The organism is Rhizobium sp. BK112 (genome assembly GCF_014193215.1).
In the GTDB taxonomy this organism is placed as follows: domain Bacteria; phylum Pseudomonadota; class Alphaproteobacteria; order Rhizobiales; family Rhizobiaceae; genus Rhizobium; species Rhizobium anhuiense.
On record NZ_JACHYZ010000012.1, the window covers coordinates 32,385 to 56,281 of the forward strand.

The window sequence follows — 23,897 nt, forward strand, 5'->3', positions numbered from 1 at the left end:
CGCGCCGAAAACGACGGCCGTGACCGTCTTGGTATCACCGGCATCCGGATCGGTGTCGTTGGTCAGCACGTTGCCGCTGGCAACCACACCACCCGAACCATTGGCGACACCACCCTTCTCCGTCGCATCACCCGCATCGGCAACCGCCGTCGGCGTCGTGTTCGAACTCGGCGTGGTAAACATCACATCGACCCAATAGTTCGTCGACTGGAACGTGCTCGTGGGGAATAGGCTGTTGCTGCCATAGCGGTAGACGCCGTTGCCGCTGGCCGGCGCCGTGAGCGACCCGCTCGTTACGTTCGAGGTGAAGTAGCCGGTGGTCGTGGAATAATGACCGCTATTCGTGTGATAAGACGCCGTATAGGTTTGTCCGACTGTCAGTGACACCGGGCTGGTGAAATAGGCAGTCTGCCAACCGCTGGCTGACTCATTCGTGAAGGTGAGGGTCGCAAGCCGCGTGCCGGTGCTCGACCATAATGAACCGGTATGCGTGCCAGTATCCAGGTCGCCCTTGTAGAAACGAATGCCGGTGACGGTGCCTGCCACGGAGGTCTGGAATTTGACGCCGAGTTCAACGGCTGAGCTATCGTTGGTGTTGACGACCGCCGGCGTCGCCGCGCCGAAGAGAGAGGTGTAACTCGGCCCGCTGACGGTGACCGTGCGTCCCGCCGAGGGTGTTTCCAGGTTGATGTTATCGTCGACGGCGCGAGATCGGATGGTGTATGTGCCCGCTGTCTGCGGCGACCAGGTATAAGTCCAGTTCTCATCGCCCGTCGCCGGATGCCAGCTTGCCCCGTTGTCCGTAGAAACCTCGACGCCGGCGATGACCCCGCCGCCCGTATCGGTGGCGGTACCTGTAATCGTGACTGCGGAGCCAACGGTCGCCGTTGACGGCGCCGTGATGATGGAAGTCGGTGCAACATTGTCCGACGAAGCGGTTGCCGCGACGAGCCCGGATTGCAGCGTCCCGGGCTGAATGCCCATATCGGCAAGCAAGTTGACCATTGCCTGCTGCACGCGCGGGTCCGTCGGCGTCGCCGTGAGATCGTGGTTGTCGCTCAGGCCCCATGTCCAGTAGACCGTGCCGGCGCCGAACACCAATGCACCGCTGGGCGCGCGATAGAGCGTCAGATTGTGGGTCGAGGTCGCATTGCCGGTCGTGTTTCCGTAATCGAGCAAGTAAGTGCTGACCGGAAGCGTCGTCGACGACAGCTTCACGAGGCCGGCCGGATCAAAGCCGTTGTCTACAGCTTCGTCCCATTCGTAACCAAGATAGTTCTTGGTGAGCGTCGCCGTCTGGCCAGGCTGAAGATTGGCGACGCTGGTATTGCGCCAGAAACGCAGATTGGCGTCGTCATAGGGAATAGTGATCGCCTGGAGATTGCTGCCGACATCGTCGACCTTAAACAACTGTCCGGTCAGCGAGTTTTCCGGGTTTCCGCCGCCGATAGCAGGTGGGCTGAGACGCGGATCCCGGAATGTGCCCGTCCATTCGTTGGAAGGGTCGATGCTGGCGGTGGGCGACCAGGTCTCCTTATAGGAGATCAGTGTGCGATAGGGCGTGCCGTCGGCGCTGTAGGCATTGCCCCAACGGGTGCGCCAATAAACCTCGTTGCCGCTCCAGAACATCAGGTTGACGCCCGCATCGCGCGCGGCTTCGACATTGGTTCGCTGCTGTCCAGACCAGTATTCGTCGTGCCCGGCATCAACATAGGTTTTGTGATTGAGCAACAGGCTGCCATAACGGTCGACGTCGACACCCGACAGGTAGGAGACGTCATAGCCGTTCTGTTCCAGCCAGTAGATGCCTGCATATTCGGCGCCGAACAGATAGTCCTGCGGACCGGCATAGGTGCCGACCCCGCCGCGGGTCGCAATCGGCCTGTTGTAGCTGACCGCATAGGCACGACCCGCCCCCTGGCCTGTCGCCGGACCATTGCCGCCATAGAAGTTAGCGCCACCCCAGCCGTTATAAGCTTGCCATGTCTCGTCTGCAGTCTGGAAGACGATGTCGCTGTGGCTGTCGTCATCCCGCACGATGAACGGGATTTGATTTTCGCCAAAGGTGCCATCCTGTCGCACGAGCTTGGCGATGTAGACGCCCGAGACGGCATCATTGGGTACGGTCCACGACGCCGAGACTGCCCAGTTGCCGACATCCACCGTGCCGGTCGAGGCGTTGCGCAACGGATTGGGCTGCGTCTGCAAACCGGTATGCTGCATGGTCGCGACCTTGCGCGCGCCCATGCCGCCATAATAGCCGAGCCGATAGATGTCGATCCGATAATTGGTGGAATTGGTATTGATCTTGAAGCTGACCGTCTTGCCGTTGTCGACGCTGATGTCGGTCGCAAACCCCTCGATGTTGGAGCTACCGGCACCGTCGATGCCCCACTCACTCTCCGGGTTACCCTGCTTCTGGTTTTCCAGCACGATCGCGTTGCTGGCCGCCGCCGCCGCGGCCGCCAGATTTTGCGTTGCCAACGACCGCTGTGTAGAAGGTGGCGTTGTCACCGAGCCGGAAAGGATGCCGATACCCTTGGATGTGGACGTGCCCGTTCCGATTTCTCCGCCACCGGGCAACGATCCGTTCAAGATCGTCGAATCCGTCCACGTTGCGGTCCCGCGCCAGCCCGAGAGCGGGGACAAATCACGGTCGAGAAGCGGATCGCTGACCGAGGCGCCTATGGCCCGTTTGATCTTCTGCACATAGTCCGGGCCCTCGGTCAGCTTGGTTCCCGACAATTGACCGTCCTGTTGAAGCAAGGCGCCGCCATGCGCCCAATCGAGAATCCGCGTGGGGGAGGTAAAGTAGCCGCATCCGCACACACCAAAGGGCATGCCAAATGCCAGCGAATTAGCGCCGGCATGCTGGGCTGTCGCCTGCGCTGACGGGCTCGATTCGAGAATGACGACCTTGCCCGAGTGCGCACGCTCAGCCGCCACCGCAGCAGAACCCTGCCCGGAAACCGTCGGTGCAGGGCTTTGCGGCAGATACGGAGCCAGAGGATCGTCGCCTATGGAGCTCATTCCAGCATAGGTGCGATAAAAGGGCGATGCGGCCCCGAATGCAACTCCGTTCGCGTCCCGCTCGAAACGCGCAAAACCAAGCGTGTAGGCGGGCAACCGTGACGCGGCAGTATCAGCGCTTCGCCCCCCCGTTTCGAGATTTGTCGCGACAGTGTTGGCCATGGGCGGCTGCGCGCGGGGGATATCAGCTCGACCGTCCGCGTCGCCGATCACGCCCTCTCTCCGTCCAACGTCATGCTCATTGAGCTCCACGTTGTTGTCGGGATTGTCGACAAGCGTTCCATCATGCTTGCTTCCATCCGCGGTTTGCACGGATGTCGCAAGTTGAGCACTATCCTCGCGCCTTTCGGCAGGCTTGCGCGGCTTTCCCTCTCCGCCGACGGCCAACCATCGGGGAACCAGCGAATCCAACAGGAGGGAGCGCGAGCTCCAGCGGCGAGCGTTGCGATACATGGCGGGCACCTCTCGCGTGATTTTCAGGATCGAATCTATGAGGATCGTTTGATACGAGACCCTGAATTATAGCCGAAAAATGAGAGGGTATATCCTACGCCTTTCGCTCTACATGCGGCATCCTTTGGGCAAACGGCCGTGTTGCGTCGCCCACGTGATGGATGGGACGCGTGAGGTCGCGAAGATTCGCCCTTCCTGTGCAAGGCTCGAAGCCGCGGCGGTGGCTTCACCATCGCCGCATGGTGGCGCTCATGCTGGCCTCCCAAGCAGGAGACCACGCACCGGACCGTTCGTGCGATAGCATAAGCCGCTGGGCCCGTTGATTTTTCGAGGCGATGCCTCTGTGTCGCGCAGAAGATATGTGCTTCTGCTCGATTTAGGCTTATGCACCCTCCTCACCCTATCAATTGTGATTAGGCAAAGTAAACGACCTCCACCTTCCTCAAGGCTTCGCCACACTGCACACTAGCGATGTGGTTTCGGGCTTGGCGTCCGGCGTTCGAACAGCGCTTAAGGCATCGGACCAGCGTCCGTTGAAGGATGTTTTGAAGGCGAGACATGTACATGAATCTATCGCACCGCGTCCCTCACCTGTTCTTTCGAGCAACGTTTGTCATCAGTGCACTGGTCTTTCTTGCCGGAGCTGCATCGCCGGCTCTCGCCGATAGCGCCCCTTTGGCTCCACAAACGAAAATCCGCCTGACGGTCGTCCAATGGATGCCGTCCAAGGGCCAGTTTGAGCGATGGGATGCGATTGGCGGCGAATATACGGTTTCGGAGGCAGGTGAAGTCTCCCTGCCCTTTCTAGGGTCGCTGCCGGTTGGAAATCTGGACAGTGCCAGCCTGACCAGCGAGATTGGCAAGCGCCTTCAGGCAAAGATGGGTTTGGCCCAGACACCTGCGGTGACCATCGACGTTCTCGACTATCCGGCCATTTACGTCGTCGGAGACGTGATGGCACCGGGAGAATACAAGTTTCACTCCGGCCTCAGCGTCCTGCAATCCCTGGCCATGAGCGGCGGCCCGTTGCGGGCTGCGGCACAGCAGCAAACGGAGACGATCAAGCTTGCCGGCGAGCTACGAGAAATCGACCATTCGCTGCTACGCAGTTCGGCAAAGCTCGCGCGGCTGCAAGCGGAGATGGCCGGCGCGAAGGAGATCGTCTTCGATCCGCCGCCCGCTGCCGATCGGCAGTATGCCGAGAGTATCCACCAGGAGGAGCGGGTCATTTTTCAGGCCCGTGCAAGCGCGCTCGACAAGCAGTCGGTGGCCCTCGTCGAATTGCGCAATCTCTTGAATGCGGAAATCGATACACTGGAAGAAAAGCTGAAAGGCTCGGATGACAATATCCAGTCGGTCGAGGAGCAACTGACGAGCGTGAAGACGCTTGTCCAGAAGGGCCTCACGATCACCTCACGACAGATGGATCTGGAACGATTGCTCACCAACTATCGCTCCGACCGGCTCGACCTGGTCACCGCCATCATGCGGGGCCGCCAGGCGATCAACGAGACGACGCGCAATCTCGAGGGACTTTCCGACACTCGTCGGAGCGAGATCGCTTCCGAGGTGCAGGCGGAAAAGGCCACTCTCGATCAGCTCAAATTGAAGCGCGACACCACGCAACAACTGCTTCTCGGAGAGCTGTCGACCGGCATAAACGTGAATAACCGCGATGAAGAACTCCCGCTGACCTTCATCGTGAGCCGGCGGGACAAGGGACAAGTCAATCAATTCCAGGCATCCGAAACGACGGAATTGGCGCCGGGCGACGTGGTCAGGGTAGCCAAGCCCCGTATCACGGATGCGCCGTCCGAAGACGCCGCTGCGCTGCCTGTTCAGACAGAGGCCAATATCAGTCAGGTAAGCCGGTGATACGCGAAAGGCATGTGCCGCAATTGGCCCTGCGGCGGGCGATTGAACGCCGGCACCGGATAACGGGCATGGGCATCCGATGACTTTGCGCATGACCCCACCCAGCAGCCAGACCTACACCCAGATCCTCAAATCGACGATGCTGATGGGCGGCTCTTCGCTCGTCAATGTCGCACTCAGCATTATCAGAAACAAAGCCATGGCTGTTCTGCTCGGGCCGGAAGGCATGGGACTGATGGGCCTCTATGGATCGATCCTCGATATCGCGCAGGCGATTGCCGGGCTTGGCGTGGGCAGCAGCGGCGTGCGCCAGATTGCCGAAGCTGCGGGCACCGATGACGCAGAAATGATCGCACGATCAGCAACAGTGCTGAGACGCATATCGATGGTGCTCGGATTGTTTGGTGCGCTCCTTCTCGCCGCATTGGCATTCCCGGTTTCAAATTTCACTTTCGGCGGCTACCAGCATGCCGGTGGCATTGCACTGCTGTCGCTGGCAATCTTCTTTCGACTGGTCTCCGCAGGGCAGACTGCATTGATCCAGGGCCTGCGCGGCATTGCCGATCTTGCCCGTATCAACGTGCTTGCCGGGCTTATCGGCACAGCTGTCAGCATCCCGCTGATCTATCTGTTCGGCCTGCAGGCGATCGCACCGTCCCTCGTGGTCATTGCGGCTGCCTCAATCCTTCCGACCTGGTGGTACAGCCGGCGGATCTGCCCGCATCCCTCGCCAATGCCCACGCGCCAGTTCGGTCGGGAAGTGTCGGCACTGCTCAGGCTCGGCTTCGTCTTCATGGCAAGCGGGCTTCTGACCTTCGGCGCGGCTTATGCCATCCGCCTCATCGTGCTGAAGGAGGGCGGTGTCATGGCGGCTGGATTGTACCAGGCGGCCTGGGGCCTTGGCGGTCTCTATGCCGGCTTCATCCTGCAGGCGATGGGAACGGATTTTTATCCGCGCCTGACCGCGGCGGCCGACAACAATGCCGAATGCAATCGGCTGGTCAATGAACAGGCGGAAATCAGCATGCTGCTCGCTGGCCCCGGCCTGCTCGCCACCCTGACGCTTGCGCCGCTCATGATGAGCCTGTTCTATTCGGCGGAATTTCAGGGGGCAGTCGATCTTCTGCGCTGGATCTGCCTTGGAATGATGCTGCGGATTATTTCCTGGCCGATGGGTTTCATAGTCGTGGCAAAGCGTACCCAGGCGATTTTCTTCTGGACGGAGGTTGCGGCGGCGGTCGTGCATGTGGGGCTTGCCTGGCTCTTCGTATCGCTGCTCGGCACGCAGGGAGCCGGTATGGCGTTTTTCGGCCTCTATGTCTGGCACAGCATGCTGATCTATGTGATCGTGCGGAAGCTGACCGGTTTTCGCTGGTCCGCCGCCAATCGCAGACACGGGCTGCTTTTCTTGCCCGCATCGGGACTGGTATTCCTGATGTTCTCGATTTTGCCGCTATGGCCGGCGACGGTGATTGGCTTCGTCGCCGTCGCTCTCTGCGGGCTCTACTCGCTGCGCATGCTGATCGACCTGCTTCCGCCGGAGTCCGTGCCCGCAACCATCCGCGGATGGATCACGAAATCTGCATAACGAAACAATGCGCGTATCCGGAGATGCGCGCATTGTTTCGTTATGCAGATTGTTTTTACCTCAGGCAAATGCGGGTTCAGGCGACAGCGACATCCATGGCACGTTGCACGCTGGCGGCTCCGACGGTCGCTTCCGCAAGGGCTGCGCGCAATGCCTCGACGACCCGGTCCATGTCAGACACGGTCATCTGGGCATAAAGCGGCAGGATTATCGTTTGCTGCTGCGCAGATACGCTTCGCGTCAGGCTCGTGGCAACGCGGTGGGAGGTCTCACCGGAATAGGCTCCCTCCAGATGAATGTTCATCACACCACGCCGAGTCGAGATACCCTGATCGAGCAGGGTCTGCATGACGGCCCGCTGGTCGACCGTATCGGGCAACCTCACACAGAAGCTCTGCCAATTGCTGCGAGCCCAGCGCGGCTCGGCCGGCAGCGAAAGCCCTACAATCGTCGACAGACGCTCGCAATATTGCTCGGCAAGCAGCCTGCGCTGGGCAACCAATTCCGGCAGCCGCCGCAATTGCTCGCGTCCGACGGCCGCCTGAAGATCGGTCATCCGGTAGTTGTAGCCCAACTCATCATAGTCTTCGAAGATGACTTGTTTGGAGCCGTGACGAACGGCATCGGTGACGCTCATGCCATGCTGGCGCCAGAGCCGGAACTTCCGGTCATATTCGGGATTGGCCGTCGTCAACATGCCGCCATCGCCTGTCGTGACGACCTTCCTGGGGTGGAAGGAGAAGCAGGCAATGTCGCCATGCGCTTTGCCGATCTTTTCCCAACGACCGTCCCACAGGATTTCGCTTCCGGACGCACAGGCTGCATCTTCGATAACCGGTATCGAGTGGCGCTTGCCGATCTCCACGATGGCGCGGAGATCGCAAGGCATGCCGAGCTGATGCACGCAGAGAATTGCCCTGGTGCGAGGCGTGATTGCTGTTTCGATCAGGCTGGGGTCGATGTTGTAACCATCCGCTTCGATGTCGACGAATACCGGCACTGCATCACAGTATCGAATCGCGTTCGCCGTTGCGATGAACGAATGGCTGACTGTGACGACTTCATCGCCGGCGGATATGCCAACAGCCTTCAGGGCCAGATGCAACGCGGTCGTGCAATTGGACATGGCGCAAGCATGCGCGGCGCCCACAAAGGCAGCGAATTCACGCTCGAAAGCCGCGACTTCCGGCCCCTGCGTCACCCATCCCGACAGAATAACGCGGCGCGCAGCCTCAGCCTCTTCTTCCCCGAGGACGGGTTTGGCAACCGGAATTATGGATTGAGATGAGCTCATGCAGCCTGCCCTCCTGCGCTTGTCTGCTTTTGCCACCAGGCAACGAGATCGCGAAGCCCTTGCTCCATGGAGATCTCCGCCTTGAAGCCGAGGAGCCGTTCGGCCTTGCTGATATCGGCAAGGCGACGGGTCACGCCGTTGACCGTGCGGGCCTCTTTGTGCTGCGGTTCGAGTGAGGAACCCATGATGTCGCTCAGCATCTTCGCGAGTTCCAGTAGACTTATTTCCTTGCCGCTCGCGACGTTGAACACTTCGTCCGTGACATCGCTTTTCGCGGCCAGAATGTTTGCCCGGGCGATGTCGCGTGCATCGACGAAGTCCATCGTCTGGCTACCATCCCCATAGATGAGGGGCGGCATCCCGGCCACCAGGCGTTCCATCCAACGGATCAGAACTTCCGTATAGGCGCCGTAAACGTCCATGCGCGGCCCATAGACGTTGAAATAACGGAGCGCGACATAGCGCAGGCCGTACATCTCCGCAAAACTACGCAGCAGCCCCTCGTTGAATGTTTTCGCCGCGCCGTAGATCGTCCGGTTATTGTACGGATGGTGCTCTTCGGTCGTTGGAAAACTCTCGGCAAGCCCCAGAACGGAGGCGGAAGAGGCAGCAACTACTTTCGATACGCCCGCCTTGACGGCGGTTTCGAGAACGTTGAACGTCCCCTCCGCAAGGACATCGAAAGCCAGTCGAGGCTCTTCGGCGCATTGCGTGATGCGGATGGCGGCCTGATGAAAGACGATGTCGACGCCTTCAAAGACTTTTGCCAGAAGCGCTCTGTCGCGGATATCCCCGTCGATGATCTTAACAGGCGCGCTTGTTATCGCCGAGCTGAGATTGTCCCGGCGCCCGCGCACGAAATTGTCGAGGACGATGATCTCGCGAGGTTTTTCCAATGCGACAAGATCGGCAATATGCGAGCCGATCAGACCGGCCCCGCCGGTAATGAGCACCCGTTTGTCTCTCATGATCTTCCCTCACGCGACATGTTCGTCATCGGATCATTATCCGAACGCCAACGTATGAATTTCGCAGGTACACCTGCGGCGACCGAGAACGGTTCGACGTCGGAAACGACAATTGCCCCCGCTCCAATGATCGCCCCCTTCCCGATGGTCACGCCGGGAAGAATGGTCGCGTTCGTTCCGATATCGGCCTCTGCGCAGATGCGTACCGGCTTGATTTCAAGATCCGTGCGAATGATCGGCACATCCAAGGGCAGTGCCGTGTGGGTCGAGCCAAGCACCTTGGCGCCAGGTCCCCACCCGACAGAATCCTCGATCACGAGATCGCGAGCGTCGAAATAGGCCATCGGCCCGATCCAGACATTATCGCCGATCTTGCACCGGCCGTCGAAACGACCCTGGATATAGGCCTGAGCCCCGATGAACACCCCATTGCCGATGTCGAACGTCTCGGGATGTTTGAAACCGGCACCGCCTGCAACTTGCAATCCTGTGCCACAGCTCCGCGCGATGGCTTGCCAGATGGCTTTTCGCATCAGAGTATCGATGACACCGTCACCGGCCGCGAAACGACCGTAGAGCTCAATCAGGCCGGCGCGCCCGTATGACTGCCTCAGTTCTTCGGCCAGCCCGGCCTGATAGGCAGGGTCCGCCGGCCTTTCATGACGGCCGTGGACCGCCTGCACGATCCGGGCCTCGCCCGCACGATCAACTGACATAGGCGTTCTCCAGCGCGGCGGCCACCTGGTCGACGTGCCACGCCGGCATCTCCGGATAGATCGGCAGCGAGAGGACCTCCCGTGCGGCGGCTTCCGAGTTTGGGAAATCGCCGGCCTTGTAACCAAGGTCGGCATTGGCCTTCTGCAGATGCACTGGGATCGGATAGTGCAGCCCGGACTGAATGCCCTCCGCGCTCAATACGCGCTGAAGCTGGTCACGATCGCGGCTTCTGATAGCATAGACGTGATAGACGTGGCGCCGGTCGGAGATTTCGACAGGAGTCCTCAAATTCGCCGAACCGCCAAGCAGCAACGAGTAGCGGCGTCCATGGGCGCGCCGCGCTTCGGTCCAGGCTTCGAGATGCCGGAGCTTGATGCGCAGGATCGCACCTTGAATGGCATCCATGCGGTAGTTGAAGCCCTTCAGCAGATGGTGATAGCGCTGTTCCTGACCCCAGTCGCGCAGCATCCGCATCGTCTTGGCCTGATCGTCGCTGTTGGTGACGACGATACCCCCCTCGCCGCAGGCGCCGAGATTTTTGCCGGGATAGAAGCTGAAGCAGCCGGATGTGCCGATACTGCCGGCGCGCGCGCCTTTGTATTGCGCTCCGTGCGCCTGGCAGGCGTCCTCGATGACCGGGATCCGGTAGTGGTCGGCAATCGCTTTGATCGCGTCCATATCGGCCATCTGACCGTAGAGATGGACGGGAATAATGGCCTTGGTTCGGGCCGTAATCTTAGCCTCGAGTTGCGCCGGATCCATCGTCAGCGTCACGGGCTCGACATCGACGAATACCGGTCGTGCACCTGCGTAGCAGATCGCCGATACGGTCGCGACGAAGGTAAATGGCACGGTGATGACTTCATCGCCGGGGCCGACGCCTGCCGCGAGAAGCGACAGATGCAGGGCACTCGTCCCGGTGTTGACGGCTATCGCATGTTTGACGTTGCAATAGTCCGCGAATTCCTGCTCGAGGCGGGCGACCTCCTCGCCCAATATGTATTGCCCCGAGGCCAGGACACCGAGGACGGCGGTGTCGATTTCGCTCTTGATGGATTGATATTGTGCTTTGAGATCGAGGAACGGGATCATGCAATGCGCCTCGCCTCTTCGAGCTCGATGATACGACCGCGCTGGGCGAGCGACCGGCTTGCGGCTTCAAGGATGCGAACGACCCGCAGCCCGGCTTGGCCATCCGTAATGGGCCGCGAATTTTGCTCGATGCACTCGACGAACTGATCCAGTTCGCGTTTTAATGCCTCGGTCATATCGAGCTTGGGCGCCCACATGTCGCCGCTGCGGTACCCGACCATCATCTGATGCACCTTCTCGCCGTAGGCCTGAGAATTTGGGTTCAGCGTGATGCCCTTGTCGTAAACCTTGATCTTTTCGCTGGGCTCCAGATCGTCGTAGACGACCATCTTGTTGCTGCCGCCGATCAGGGTGCGGCGCACCTTGACCGGCGCCAGCCAATTGACGTGGATGTGGGCGATCAGCTTGCTTTCGAAGAAGAGCGTCAGATAGGCGATGTTCTCAGGCTCGCCGAGCACATGGCTCATGCCCGTCGCCGAAACCGCCACCGGCCTTTCCTGCACAACATGGTCCAGGATAGAGAGATCATGCACCGCGAGGTCCCAGATAACGCTGACATCGTGCTGGAAGAGCCCCAGATTGACCCGGACCGAGTCGTAATAATACATGTCGCCCAAGCCGCTCTCGACGAGTTCGCACATCTTGCGGACGGCGCCGGTGTGGACGAAGGTATGATCCACGGCCAGCACGAGGCGTCTGCGCGCCGCTTCTTCGACCATCCGTGCGGCTTCCTCCGTCGTCGATGCCATCGGCTTTTCGACGAAGACATGCTTTCCGGCCATCATCGCCTGCATTGCGAGCTTGAAATGGGTCGAGACCGGCGTTGCGATGGCGATTGCATCCACCTTTGGATCGCGCAGAACTTCCTCGAACTTGTCGGTGATCGTTACTGCTGGATACCGGCTTTTAACAGCCGCCAACCGTTCGACATTCAGATCACAAACTGAAACGAGATGCGCGCCGGCCGCTTCCGAGATGTTACGAACCAGATTCGGACCCCAATACCCATACCCGACAACAGCGATGCCGATCATTTCATTCCTCCCAACGCATACATGTCGACTGCCCCGTCATTGACGCGACCGATCACCCTGGCTGGAACGCCCGCGACAATGGCGCCATCAGGCACGTCCTTTGTTACAACCGCACCGGCGCCGACCTGGGCAGCCTCTCCGATGGTCACGCCAGGCAGAATGGTGGCGTTGCTGCCGATCGATGCGTAGCGCTTGACCAACGTCGGGATGAGGATCCAATCGGCCTCCGTCTGCAGGCTGCCATCCGGATTGACGGCGCGCGGGTACATGTCGTTCGTAAACATCACCCCGTGGCCTATGAACACGCCGTCCTCCAGCGTCACGCCCTCGCAGAGGAAGGAATGGCTGGAGATCTTGCAGTCTTTTCCGACGATGACGTTCTTCTGAATCTCGACGAAGGTGCCGATGCGCGTTCCTGCGCCGATCGTGCAGCCGTATAGATTCACCAGATCTGGATGGTGGATGATGCTGCCGTCACCCAGCTTGACGTTTGATGCAATCATCCCTGCAAAACCCCTACTCCTGAACAAGCCCAGATTCTCAGTTGAAACAACAATCGCTTGATTGCACCCAAGGTTTCATACCGACAGGACAAATACTTCTCTTCACTTCAAAGAGAATTGTTTTCTTCATCTGAGTAAAGAAACAAAACGTTTAAGGTTATTCACCTAAAGGCGTATCTACTTATGACGACTTACGCCCTTATTCACGCATCGACCGACATTGGTGGTGGGGCCACCTCCCACACCCGTTACCGGACCCATGCCGGAGACGACGATTGTTTCCATGCATTTAGTGGCCCGCCCAAAATGCGGTGTAACGGCGCAGACTATTCTACAAACCTCCTAGTAATATATAAGTCTACCCTAGATTTATCATTCTATTTCCGCCTTACGATGGTAGTTGTGCGCTACTTAGCCTATATTAGCTACTGTAACGTTCCGCGAATTGTGGTATTCGATTCCTACTTTAGAGTTTCCTAAACCCCCGTATTGAGAGGGGTTGGTACTCGAAGCCGTAGTGAGAGCGTAAACGTGTTAGGGGAGGGTGAAGCTGTGAATTCAGCACTTATACCGAATTTAGACTCCAGGCAGGAGAACCTAGCCTTTCCCCTTACGATAGAAAGTAATTCGACGGCACTTGCCTTGTCGACAAGACAAACGCATTCGCTTGTCATTCTCGATAATCGTGAACTCGATCGGCAATGCTTGGCGCAATGCATGGCTGCCCAAAAGACGGATTTGCAGATTCTGGCATTTGGATCAATTGAGGAGTGGAAGCAGAAGCGGGACGACTATCCTCCGCTTTCGGCAATCCTCTTGAACGTCGGCGGCAAAAAGATCGATGAACCGGCCGTTTCGGAGCAAATCCGGAAGCTCTCGTCGGAATTTGCATCAACGCCACTCATCGTATTGGCCGATAGCGACGATTTCGGCCAAATCGTCAGGGCGCTCGAGTACGGAGCCAAGGGGTTCATACCCGCCTCGGTCAGCGTCAGTGTGTGCATGGAGCTGATCGCGCTGTCGGTGGCGGGAGGAATTTTTGTACCTGCAAGCGCCCTGTTCGCCATGCGTCACTTGCTGGACTCGAGCAATTCGACCGCGCGCCCGCTAGCCGGCATATTCACGGATCGTCAGGTGGAAGTCGTTGAAGCGCTCCGACGCGGAAAGGCGAATAAAATTATCGCCTATGAGCTCAATCTGCGAGAAAGCACTGTAAAGGTGCATGTTCGTAACATTATGAAAAAGGTCAAAGCAACGAACAGGACGGAAGTCGTGTTCAAGCTCAACGACTTGTTCCAAACCAGTATTCCGGCATGAGCGTGGATAAGGCGTTGTACTGATCGTTGTTGAGGCAAACCTCTTCGTATCTTGGAACCACGGTCTTGCTCAAAAAACCCGATGGCGCGAATGCGTCACCGGGTTTTTTGATGCCGGGGTTCGTCTCCATCCCGTCTCCCGCGATCTTGGCATAATAGCGATCGAGCGCTCGACCACCTGACTGTTGTTTGCGTACTTGCGGATGAACGGCCCCGTCCTGCCCATTCATCCTGCAACGCGTCGCCCGATAGAATTCAGGGCGTACCAGTATTTTGGCCCGATTGTTTGCTTGCAGACCAATTTGATCCAGGGCAATGAATTTCGCACTTCGGGCGAAACTTCGAGAGCAAAGCGCTGAATAGCCATGGCTGTGGCAATATCGAAATTATTGAATGCCATGCCTGCCAGCCGAAGCGCCTCTTTCCCGAGATCCCTGGCAAGAAAACGTCTGAGTTTCTCATCTTTCCTGAGGCTTTCCGCGCCTTGACGAAACAGAATATCGAAAGCCTGTTTTCTTTGCCGGAGGTCGGGAAGAATACTTTGTCCATAGTATTGTAGCGACATGTTCGAAGCATGTCTGCGGTATACGGCTTGGTCTTGGTTGATGTAGCCCACTCCGGCATGTGATGCGAGCCGCAGCCACATCTCCATATCACCGGTATGCGGCAGTTCCTTATGATAGCCGCCGACCTGTTTTTGCAGCGTCGTTCTGATGACGGCCGTCGGTGTCGGAACCAGGTTGTTTGCTCCACTCAACCGTATGAATTGCGGGCCCGACAAGACCTGCATGGGAGCCACACCATTGTCCCCGAGAGGATCGACGCGCTTACTGACGCCGCTCGGCTCAGCTATGAGCGCGTTCCCGAAGGTGAACCCCACATTCGGATGATTGCGCATCAACTCCGAAGCGCGACCCAGCGCGCCCGGCAAGAGATAATCATCCGCGGAGAGAAGCAGGAATAAGTCGCCGCCCGCCCACTCGATTCCGCCATTATAGGTGGCGATGTGGCCCTTGTTTGCCGTGTGCCGCCGATAGGTGACCCGTTTGTCCCGGGATGCCAGAGCCTTTCCGACTTCCGGCGTATTGTCTGGCGAGCAGTCATCCAGAATAAGCACGCGTACATCGACGCCTGCCTGTGACAGAACACTTCCAACACATTCCTCAAGGAAATGAGCGTAGTTGTAGCAGGGAATGACGACATCAACGCGTTGCAAACTTAATCCTCCGCAGGCAATCGTTACGTTCGGGAGTATTTCATGGAACCCGAACCCGGCTTCGTTTCGCTCTGACGCGTTCGTCGCTCCCGATTCATTGGCGCGACGTCGATGCGTGTGCCCGCATCGCTGATTTCGTGCAGGACCATGCAGCTCTCAACAAGGAGGATCGGGCAAGCAGCCGCGAGCCTACACGCTTCAAGCCACTCCGAGCGCGCTCCCACCGGGTAAGCGCAAAACGGGTCCGGGACCGAAATGCATCGTAGAAGGCGACGTTCGGGCTCAAGCTTCCTGATTTCCAGGGCTTCACGTTGGTCACGAAATGAACGATCGCGAGCTTCTGCTCGAGCGCGATGCGGGCGATCGCCTGCGTTGGCTCGAACTGAAAATTCCAGGCGCGGTTCAGGATCTTCCACTTTCCGTCGCAGGCAAAGTTAAGGGCGTCCTGATCCGAATATTCCGTCGTCGGAAAGCGGTCGAGATACTCCAGCGAACGTTCCGTTATTCGCTCGTTTCGCCATTTTTCAAGGTCGATGAGAAGAATGCCGGCGTTGAAATAACGTTCGACCCGAGGGCCGCCTGTCGCACTTGGTCCGATGCTTACAACATTGTCCAGCCAGTAATCCGGTACGGCGCCGATCACTGCCTCGCCGAGATCGATATTCCACAACTGTTCAAGCGCAGTCAGGACCAGGATGTCGCCATCCAGATACAGAGCCCGATTGCAGGTCTGCGGAAGGAACTGCGGCAGAAGGATCCTTGCGAAGGTCATCCTCGATACGCCAGGGCGAGTGGAAAATCCATTTGCGAAGGACAATGTGGCGATGGGATGCCACTGAATGACTGCAGAATTTGCGGGCAGAGAGTCAAAGATCAGTCGCTTTGTTTCTTCGCCTATTCCCTCATGAATGACATGGATATTCAAGGGCCATGCGCTTTGGTTATTCTCGGCGATCGATCTAAGGGCGGTCGCCAAGGGAACGGCGTAGGCCGCATCGACTGCAAAGACGATGGGCCCCAACCGCTGTTTTGCACCCGCAAGGGCGGCTCCTGTTGGTATGCTATGCACATTCATGTTTCCGGCACCATCCCATCGAAAGAACACGAGCTTGCAATGATCGATCTTTCTGTTCACGGCCCGATTGGTACGGCTTCCTGAACGGGAAGGCCGACGGCCGGGGTAGGCAGATGGGTGTAGGCCATTCGCGAGGACTGGACGCCAAGCGTGCTCTTGGTTCCGCCAGACAGCTTCCACTCGAAATACGCGATCGTTTTCTCAAGCCCCTGTCGCAGGTTTACGGTCGGCTGCCAGCCCAGGTCCTGCTTTGCGTGGGTGATGTCGGGCTTGCGCTGCGTCGGATCGTCAATCGGCAGAGGCTTGTAAACAATGCTTGATTTCGATCCCGTCATCTCGATGACCATTTCGGCCAGTTCCCGGACCTGGAATTCTCCTGGATTACCGAGATTGATCGGACCCGTAACGCCGGCCGGCGCCCCCATCAGGCGGATAAAGCCCTCAATCAGATCGTCTACATAGCAGAAGGAGCGCGTTTGCTTACCGTTGCCGAAGATGGTGATCGGCTCGTTTTGAAGCGCCTGAACGATGAAATTGGAGACGACGCGGCCATCATTGGTTTGCATGCGAGGCCCGTATGTATTGAAGATCCGTGCCACGCGGATCTCCACGCCATATTGGCGATGGTAATCGAAGAACAATGTTTCGGCACACCGTTTGCCTTCGTCATAACATGCGCGCGGCCCTATGGGATTGACGCTGCCTCGATACTCCTCGGGCTGAGGGTGGACTGCCGGATCGCCATAGACTTCGCTCGTGGATGCCTGGAAGATCTTCGCCTTGGTGCGTTTTGCCAGGCCGAGCATATTGATGGCCCCGTGCACATTGGTCTTCACGGTCTGCACGGGGTCGTGCTGATAGTGAACCGGAGATGCCGGACAGGCGAGATTGTAGATCTCGTCGACCTCCACATAGAGCGGGAAGGTAATGTCATGACGGAGCACCTCAAAGCGAGGATCGTCAAGAAGATGCAGCACATTGTCGCGCGAACCGGTGTAGTAATTGTCCACGCAGAGGACATCATTGCCCTCTCGCAAAAGCCTTTCGCACAGGAATGACCCCAGAAACCCGGTGCCGCCGGTTACCATAATTCGCTTTTGTCCGTGCATTGGTGTGCTCCGTTGTTGTGATGATTGCCGAAGGACGAGGAACAGGTCAGCAAGCTCCCTTGCCCTTTAAGACCGCAGGAATTGTGCTCAGAAGGATGTGCAAGTCGAACCACAAGGACCGGTTGTCGATGTAGAACTCATCGAGTTGCTGCTGCAGCTCGATATCCGCATTGCTTCGCTCGGATATTTGCCAGAGACCCGTCAGCCCCGGCGTGACGGAACGGCGTTTGGCCCGAAATTCGCCGTCCATCGCCGAAAGGTGGTACTCGGGAAACGGGCGTGGTCCCACGAAGGCCATCTCGCCCGCAATGATGTTTGCCAATTGCGGGAGCTCGTCGATGCTCGAAGAGCGCAGCATATGTCCGATGACCGGAAGGATGCGCGGATCGTCCTTGAGCTTGAAGTGGCTCAACCACTCGGCGCGCATGCTGGGGTTGTCTCGGAATAATGCTTCAAGGCGCTGTTCTGCATCTTGGTACATCGTCCTTAATTTCAGGACGTGCACCGGCTTGCCGGACCGCCCTTCCCTTGTATGCCGGAAGAAGACGGGACCTGGATCGATGGCATAGACTGCGGCCGCTGCGAACGCGATGAATGGTGCAACCACGATCGTTGCAGGGATGGCGATCGCGAGATCGAGGATTCGGCGAACCAGATCCGAGTTGACCCAACTCCCACCAGTGGTGAGGCGAATGCCGATCTCTCCGCCGACATCTGCAGGTCGCAATCCGCTTACCTTGAGGCTCGGCGTGTCGGACAGCAAAATGACTTCCACGAACTTCCGACGCATCGCCGCCAAGTCGGGTCCAAGCGAGCCTGTGTCGCCGGCAATCACGGCAATGGATGGCCCGCCATCGGGCAATGCCTCCAAAGTATCGGGGGAAAAGGGCTCCGGCCTGATACCATACTGCCAGTGGTCCTCGAAATGTGCCACAAGCGCGGGAGTAAGGTTGCGCGCCCCTATGACAACCGCGCGCTCCCCCCAGATTCCAAGTCTCCGGCACAGGCCTCGTGCAAGCCAATGCGCAAGTGGCTGGACAATCAGCCCGAGAGCGAGGAACCCAATAACGGCAAGCAGCAGTCGTTCCCCCTCCGGCAGGACAATTGCTCCGAATGCCGTCAGGACAGCCACCTTGACGGCAGCTATGGTGCGCCGCCGGAGATGTTCGTGGTCATGCAACCGATATCCAGGATAGAGGCCGGCCGACGCGTAAAGGATCATCGCAGCGAATGCTGCGATCGTGAACGTACGCTCCACCATTGTGCCCTCCGAACCCATGGGGAGAACGGACAGGAGAACAAAGTAGGCAATCAAATAGCTTGCAATGTCGCCGGCGACCAGGAAAGACGATGTTGCAAGCCGAGCAAGCTGGCGCCCTAGTGCGACTGATATATTCAACGCTGCCTGTGCAAAGGGATCGGCGGTCTTAGCTGCTATGGGCGGCACGGAACCTGCCGGAATCGCCCGCGACGTCATGTCATTTGATGTGGATGCCTTCGACGGACCTGGTCTCATTGCTGACGAAGCAAATAGGGACATGATGGCTACACCTTTACAGCTGCCGCTTTTGGCACGCTTGATCCAAAAACCTTGTCTTCGATTGGAAACTTCCGAAGCCCCAGTCTCTGGAATGCCGTCAGTGAGATGAAGGTCGGCACGACGAGCGCATAGCGCCGCCACAGCCGTCGCGGCTCGCACAAGAGCCGAAACGCCCATTCGAAGCCGCTTCTTTGAATGAACCTTGGAGCCTGCCGCTTGAGGCCGGCGTGGAAATCGAATGCGGCTCCGACACCGATGAGCATCGATGCTTCCAGACGATCGCGCATGCGCGCCATCCAGAGTTCCTGCTTGGGACTGCTCAGCCCGACCCAGATGATATCGGCACCCGACCGATTGAGCCGGTCAGCAATATCCGTTTCCTCCCGCGTCGACAGGTTGCGAAAAGGTGGCGCATAGAAGCCGACGATCCGTGCTTGCGGAAATTTTGCCAGAAGGCGCGCCTGCAGTTGCTCGAGTGTTTCGGCCGTTGCGCCATAAAGGAAATGGCGCAAGCCCTTGGAGCTGCCGGCATCGAAGACGGATAACATCAGATCCGGTCCATAGACCCTGTCGCTTTCCACATGACCAGCATGTCTCAGCGCCCAAACAAGCGGCATGCCGTCGGGGGTTACGAGGAACGCCCGGTTGTGGATCGACCGGAGCTCGGGATCATCTTGGCAGCGGACGATGCCGTGTGCGTCGCGAACGCACACATATTCCTTTCTGCCGTCTTCGATCGCTTCTTGAATAAATCCCGTCGCGCTTTTGAGATTGACTGCCGAAACGCGAACACCAAGGACATTCGTCCATTCTAGGGAACCCTTTGGATGAAGAACTGAAGTTTGGCTGCTGCCTGCTGATTGATTTCCCATGACCTACGCTTTCGCGATCGAAACTGTCATCAGAATATCCCGGCAGGCCGATTGCCTCCATACTTGCCGCTCCAGCTATTGGACGTAGAAGAGATTTCATATTTACGTCTTATGCCGCGACGACGTACAATATTCGAAGTAAGTCCATGTACCCCACCGCTTGCCATATTGCTCTTTTTGATGACCGTTGGCCCGAAATGGCGCTTCGACCCGCGCAGAGCCGCAGAAGCTATTCACTCTAGCGTGATCAACGCTCGTGAGGTTTGAGCGCGAACAAAGTCGGGAAGAGAGACATGCTCAACCCGATAGGCGAGATGAAGACCCCGGCCGGCGAGCGTTCGGAGACGTCCGACACAACCAACCAGCTGCGGACAGATCTAAGTTCCAGCGGCGATGTGCCGTATGGTTATAGTCATCAGGGAATTCCTGACCCCTATGCCGGGAAGGCTGCAATCGCGATCTTGACGTTCGCGGAACGCTCAGTGCAGAGATGCTGAGACAGCTCGCTGCCAATAATATTGCCCCGCCCACTATGGGAAACCTGCCTCACCCTACCAGATCTCTAGGTCCCCGATTTTGATGCGCATGCCTGCATGCGCTATACCCGCAAGCCTCGCACAGCGCGGGCACGCCGTGGTTGAAGGGCGTTATAGGTCGCCATAGCTGCGGACTCTATCGCCGCATAACACCCCTCGTCGCGGCGCCTTTTGTTACTCGGGCGGCGCGACTACGCTTCCGGTGTCCTCTCCAGCCTTCTGAAGATCTCCTAGGCCGCCGAATTCCCCCGAAAGCATGATCTCCGGATGGACCCTGAAGCTCTTGTCGTTCAAGTTACCGCTGTAGCGGTTGCGCGCGAATTGCACAAATCCAAGCCCAAGATCGGGAGCGTTGACATAGGCCACAATGCCACTGTCACTGTCGACAAATACAACATTCTCCTCAATGCGATTGGGGCGTGCCCATGGCGGACGCCAACCCTTGCCGGTACCCTCATCGACCCGAAAAGCCGCGCCCGATCCGTGTGTGATGACGTTTCCCGCCACCAGGTTGCTCCAACCGCCATTGATACCGATCGCCGCGATGTTGCCCGAGAGCGTATTTCCCTCGATACGCAGTCCGCTCGCCTTCCCATCCGTATAGATCGCCCAGCTGATAGGAGACGGCCATTCGCTGGTATTCTCGTATCCGGGAGGCCAGAACGTTCCATCGACCCTGTTCATGAGATGACCGGTCCCGGTCACCAGATTGGAGCGGATGACGCTGTTGAGAGAGTCGGCTTGCTCCCCCATCATCTTGATGGCGCCGCCATCTGCCGTCTGCTGGTTGGCGTTATGGATCACGTTGTGCTCGATGACAGCGTTATAGACGGCGTCGTTGGAACCCCATAGCGAACCGCCGGCGATTCCGAACTGCGCCGTGTTTTCGATCAGATTGTTGGCGATCCTGACATTGTCAGCCGCCTGGAACCATATTCCTGCGGTTTCAATGTAAACCTTTCCGATGTCATGGATGTGGTTCGAAAGGATTCTGGAGCCGTTCGACTTGCCGAACGTGCCATAATTTGTGCCGACGTAAATCCCGTTGCCAGCCACATCGGCAATCACATTGCCGGCAATCAACGCATCCTTGCTTTCCGTCACATGGACCCCGACGCCGACATTTTCGATGCTGTTGCCGAGAATCTTGACGCCGTCAGCGTGTTCGATCCGTATGGCGCCAAATCCTCTGGTTTCCGTATAGAACTTGCCGCTGCCTTCAGGAGCGCCGTCTCTAAACTCGAGCCCTGATACAACCATCCCATTGGCCCCATCCAATTTGAACAAGGTCGGCAAAATGCCCGCAACGACTACGGAACTGGGTAACGACTGATCGACGGGGATATAATGAAGCTGGCCCGCAACAAGATCGTACCACCACTCTCCGGGAGCATCGAGCAAGGCCTTGGCTCCGGTTAGGAAATAGCGGCTGCCTTCTGCGGTAAAGAAATAGTCTGTGCCTTTGGTATGGACAGTTCGGCCGGCGCCATCGATCGATACAACTGGGAGCGTATCATTGCCCCACTGGCTTCCGGGTTGATACCCTCCAACGATGTCCACGACCAGTCCACTTGTATCACCCACTGGCGGAAGGTCGCCGGCATGGAAACAAAAGCGCGTGTTTCCCTCCCGCACGTCGATGGCAGGCTGGCACTTTGCGGCAAACAACCATCCTTTGCGTGGATCGCCATCAGCGGGAGCGTCGGGAAATCGAGCCCGAGTTTGGCGTATCCCATTGACGAAAAGGTCACCGACCCCCTCATCCGGTGGCAATTTCAGCGGCGCCGTCCAGCGACCATCGGCCTGCTGCGTCCAGTTGAACACGCGTTGCCCCCCATGCAAAATCGGCGCTTCATTGCATCTTGCCGTGACGATCAAGCCCTTATCGCGGGAGTCAAAGACGATCGGCTGAGCAAGGTAGTAATCGCCTTTACCCAGCGCGATTGTGTTGTTGCCGCCCTTCTCACGGGCAGCATCACGGGCTCTTTCAATGCTGGCGAAAGGGCCGTCGCCGCCCTGCTGATCTGCGGTCGGAAGGAGGCCACTCCAGCTGTCTTTGCCGTCGGGAGAAACGTAAAATATCGTCCGTGCCCCGGTGCTGCTGCTCAATACCTCGCTTAATGAAGTCCCATTCAACTTGGCGGACAAAGTCGGCGAAGCTTCCGCGCAAGTCGCCTCCCTGACGAGCATCTGCAAGCGCTCGGGCGCATCTATCTCTGTCCCGACCGGAGCCGGATTGCCGGACTGCGGAAACAGCATGACAGGTAACATGCTCAGCGTCAGTCCAAAGCGCCGCCTCATGATATCTGCAACCCGCTCGCAAGGCCGCGCGAGGGCGCCTGCCAAGGTGGCGCACGGCTGATCGAAACGACGGGCGCATATAGCGAAAACATGATGATGGCTGCGGTAAACAGGATGAAGATGGCGTCATTCTGAGTGAAAAAAATACTCTCGGTCAGATTCATCACCAGAATCATGATCGTAAAAACATTGAGCCAGAGCCACCCGTAGTGCGGATCATTGCAGTGAAGGGTCGCGCCTTGGCGGATTGCATGGAGAAGCAACAGAACAAACGGAATCATTCCCATTATTCCAAAGCTCAACAAGATATCGCGGTATCCATTATGCGCGTGGGGTGCCGCCCATCCGATCTTCAACCACATGCGCGTCGCTTCGGGGTTCACGGTTGTCCAGAATGCCTGGTAACCGTAGCCAACCATCCAACGATCGGATATTTCGCGATCAACCAGCTCCCACAATGGCACCCGACCGGTTAGAGTCGCGTCCTTGCCGAGCGCTTCAAGGGCCGGAACCAGGAATTCGTGAAGCGAAATCAGAATGCCGAGCGACAGCTGGACGAAAAGCAGGACGACGACCACGCGGCCAATGCTGCTGCTTCTTTTCAGGAGGGTATAAAAGCCGATCAGGCAATACGCCACTGACGTTGCAATGATCGCGGTCATCGATCCGGAGCTTGCAAGGCAGATCACACCCGCGGCCAACAGGATGAACGCGGTTCGCCGCAGGCCGAGCGTCCCGTCGATCAGCACAGCCGTCGCCGCCAAGATCATCAGAGACGCGTACCAGCCCAGGACATTCTTGTGAATGAAAATGCCCCGCATAGTGCCATCCGGCATACTGGCGAGGCTTGGTGACACCACTGACATCACCACACTGAGGACGATACAGGCTCCGAGGGTCACAAATAACAGGAACAGCAGCTGCCTTGGGGTGAAACGTATCGCGAGCACATAGGAAAGAAGCACGCAAAACAAAAGACCGATTGCGCGCCTCAAGGTCGTTTGAGGCCCTATTGACCACAGGGTAGACAAAAACGGCAGGATAAGGATCGAGGGAACAATCAGATTTCGCCTGAGCGCTGTTAGAAATTGCGGAAAATTGCGTATCAGGATCACGATTGTAAAGACATATACCGGAAAGCAAGGAAGACGCAGTATAGATTTGGCAGATTCGCTGAGCGTTCCGTCCGCATCTGCCAGGATAAGCGGCAGAAGGGCGCCTGCCTGAAAAAAAAGAGATATGCCGGCACCCCAGCATTCTATGGCCCGCCAACTGATGGTTGGTCCGCTGGGAGTTCCGAGGCTATCTACTCTCATTGTCCGTCCCGACTGACTTGAAAAGACAAGCGACTGTTGATCGCGGCAGATCAAAAAACAGG

Annotated in this window: 17 protein-coding genes; 3 read left to right on the forward strand and 14 right to left on the reverse strand. The window is 58.0% G+C overall.

Annotated elements, in window-relative coordinates; genetic code table 11:
* Window positions 1-3,483, reverse strand: a 3,483-nt coding sequence (locus FHT75_RS27625; protein WP_246712980.1) for a DUF4082 domain-containing protein, incomplete at its 3' end; no start/stop codon positions are given.
* 564 nt (window positions 3,484-4,047) lie between these two features.
* On the opposite strand from FHT75_RS27625, the gene FHT75_RS27630 reads away from it, so the two are divergent.
* Window positions 4,048-5,358, forward strand: a complete 1,311-nt coding sequence (locus FHT75_RS27630) for a polysaccharide biosynthesis/export family protein (protein ID WP_176707325.1) — start codon at window positions 4,048-4,050, stop codon at window positions 5,356-5,358.
* 79 nt (window positions 5,359-5,437) lie between these two features.
* Entirely contained in the window at window positions 5,438-6,946 is a 1,509-nt protein-coding gene (locus FHT75_RS27635) for an O-antigen translocase (protein ID WP_063473674.1), read from the forward strand.
* A gap of 76 nt (window positions 6,947-7,022) precedes the next feature.
* On the opposite strand, the gene FHT75_RS27640 is transcribed toward FHT75_RS27635, so the two are convergent.
* From FHT75_RS27640 to FHT75_RS27665, 6 genes are read right to left on the reverse strand one after another with little or no spacing between them, the layout of a single operon-like run.
* Window positions 7,023-8,240, reverse strand: coding sequence for a DegT/DnrJ/EryC1/StrS family aminotransferase (locus FHT75_RS27640; RefSeq protein WP_029868051.1), 1,218 nt, complete (start codon window positions 8,238-8,240; stop codon window positions 7,023-7,025).
* Window positions 8,237-9,208: an NAD-dependent epimerase/dehydratase family protein gene (locus FHT75_RS27645; RefSeq protein ID WP_029868052.1), complete on the reverse strand. Its 972-nt coding sequence runs from the start codon at window positions 9,206-9,208 to the stop codon at window positions 8,237-8,239. The genes FHT75_RS27640 and FHT75_RS27645 overlap by 4 nt, the downstream gene beginning before the upstream one ends.
* Window positions 9,205-9,924: an acyltransferase gene (locus FHT75_RS27650; RefSeq protein WP_029868053.1), complete on the reverse strand. Its 720-nt coding sequence runs from the start codon at window positions 9,922-9,924 to the stop codon at window positions 9,205-9,207. The genes FHT75_RS27645 and FHT75_RS27650 overlap by 4 nt, the downstream gene beginning before the upstream one ends.
* Complete coding sequence (locus tag FHT75_RS27655; RefSeq protein ID WP_183845298.1) at window positions 9,914-11,017, reverse strand: DegT/DnrJ/EryC1/StrS family aminotransferase; 1,104 nt, start codon at window positions 11,015-11,017, stop codon at window positions 9,914-9,916. The genes FHT75_RS27650 and FHT75_RS27655 overlap by 11 nt, the downstream gene beginning before the upstream one ends.
* A complete protein-coding gene (locus FHT75_RS27660) occupies window positions 11,014-12,051 on the reverse strand; it encodes a Gfo/Idh/MocA family protein (protein WP_029733100.1) in 1,038 nt (345 codons plus the stop codon). The genes FHT75_RS27655 and FHT75_RS27660 overlap by 4 nt, the downstream gene beginning before the upstream one ends.
* The gene (locus tag FHT75_RS27665) at window positions 12,048-12,554 is read right to left on the reverse strand and encodes an acyltransferase (protein WP_029733099.1); all 507 of its coding nucleotides are present in this window, start codon (window positions 12,552-12,554) and stop codon (window positions 12,048-12,050) included. The genes FHT75_RS27660 and FHT75_RS27665 overlap by 4 nt, the downstream gene beginning before the upstream one ends.
* A gap of 552 nt (window positions 12,555-13,106) precedes the next feature.
* Here FHT75_RS27665 and FHT75_RS27670 point away from each other — a divergent pair.
* Window positions 13,107-13,871 carry a response regulator transcription factor gene (locus FHT75_RS27670; protein WP_029733098.1) on the forward strand — a complete coding sequence of 255 codons (765 nt, stop codon included), beginning with the start codon at window positions 13,107-13,109 and terminating at the stop codon, window positions 13,869-13,871.
* Between the two features lie 225 nt (window positions 13,872-14,096).
* Here the strand turns inward: FHT75_RS27670 and FHT75_RS27675 are convergent, their stop codons facing one another.
* The 7 genes from FHT75_RS27675 to FHT75_RS27705 all read right to left on the reverse strand — a co-directional run bounded on the left by FHT75_RS27675 (window position 14,097) and on the right by FHT75_RS27705 (window position 23,835).
* Window positions 14,097-15,086 carry a glycosyltransferase family 2 protein gene (locus FHT75_RS27675; RefSeq protein ID WP_028757615.1) on the reverse strand — a complete coding sequence of 330 codons (990 nt, stop codon included), beginning with the start codon at window positions 15,084-15,086 and terminating at the stop codon, window positions 14,097-14,099.
* Between the two features lie 94 nt (window positions 15,087-15,180).
* Window positions 15,181-16,161, reverse strand: a complete 981-nt coding sequence (locus FHT75_RS27680) for a glycosyltransferase family 8 protein (protein WP_049813635.1) — start codon at window positions 16,159-16,161, stop codon at window positions 15,181-15,183.
* Between the two features lie 56 nt (window positions 16,162-16,217).
* Window positions 16,218-17,270 (reverse strand): UDP-glucuronic acid decarboxylase family protein, encoded by a 1,053-nt coding sequence (locus tag FHT75_RS27685; RefSeq protein WP_029733095.1) that lies wholly within the window; start codon window positions 17,268-17,270, stop codon window positions 16,218-16,220.
* Window positions 17,271-17,316: 46 nt separating this feature from the next.
* Window positions 17,317-18,810: a sugar transferase gene (locus FHT75_RS27690; protein WP_029733094.1), complete on the reverse strand. Its 1,494-nt coding sequence runs from the start codon at window positions 18,808-18,810 to the stop codon at window positions 17,317-17,319.
* 5 nt (window positions 18,811-18,815) lie between these two features.
* Entirely contained in the window at window positions 18,816-19,682 is an 867-nt protein-coding gene (locus FHT75_RS27695; protein WP_029733093.1) for a WecB/TagA/CpsF family glycosyltransferase, read from the reverse strand.
* A gap of 710 nt (window positions 19,683-20,392) precedes the next feature.
* Complete coding sequence (locus tag FHT75_RS27700; protein WP_183845297.1) at window positions 20,393-22,519, reverse strand: right-handed parallel beta-helix repeat-containing protein; 2,127 nt, start codon at window positions 22,517-22,519, stop codon at window positions 20,393-20,395.
* Window positions 22,516-23,835 (reverse strand): O-antigen ligase family protein, encoded by a 1,320-nt coding sequence (locus tag FHT75_RS27705; RefSeq protein ID WP_029733090.1) that lies wholly within the window; start codon window positions 23,833-23,835, stop codon window positions 22,516-22,518. The genes FHT75_RS27700 and FHT75_RS27705 overlap by 4 nt, the downstream gene beginning before the upstream one ends.
* Window positions 23,836-23,897: the final 62 nt, after the last annotated feature.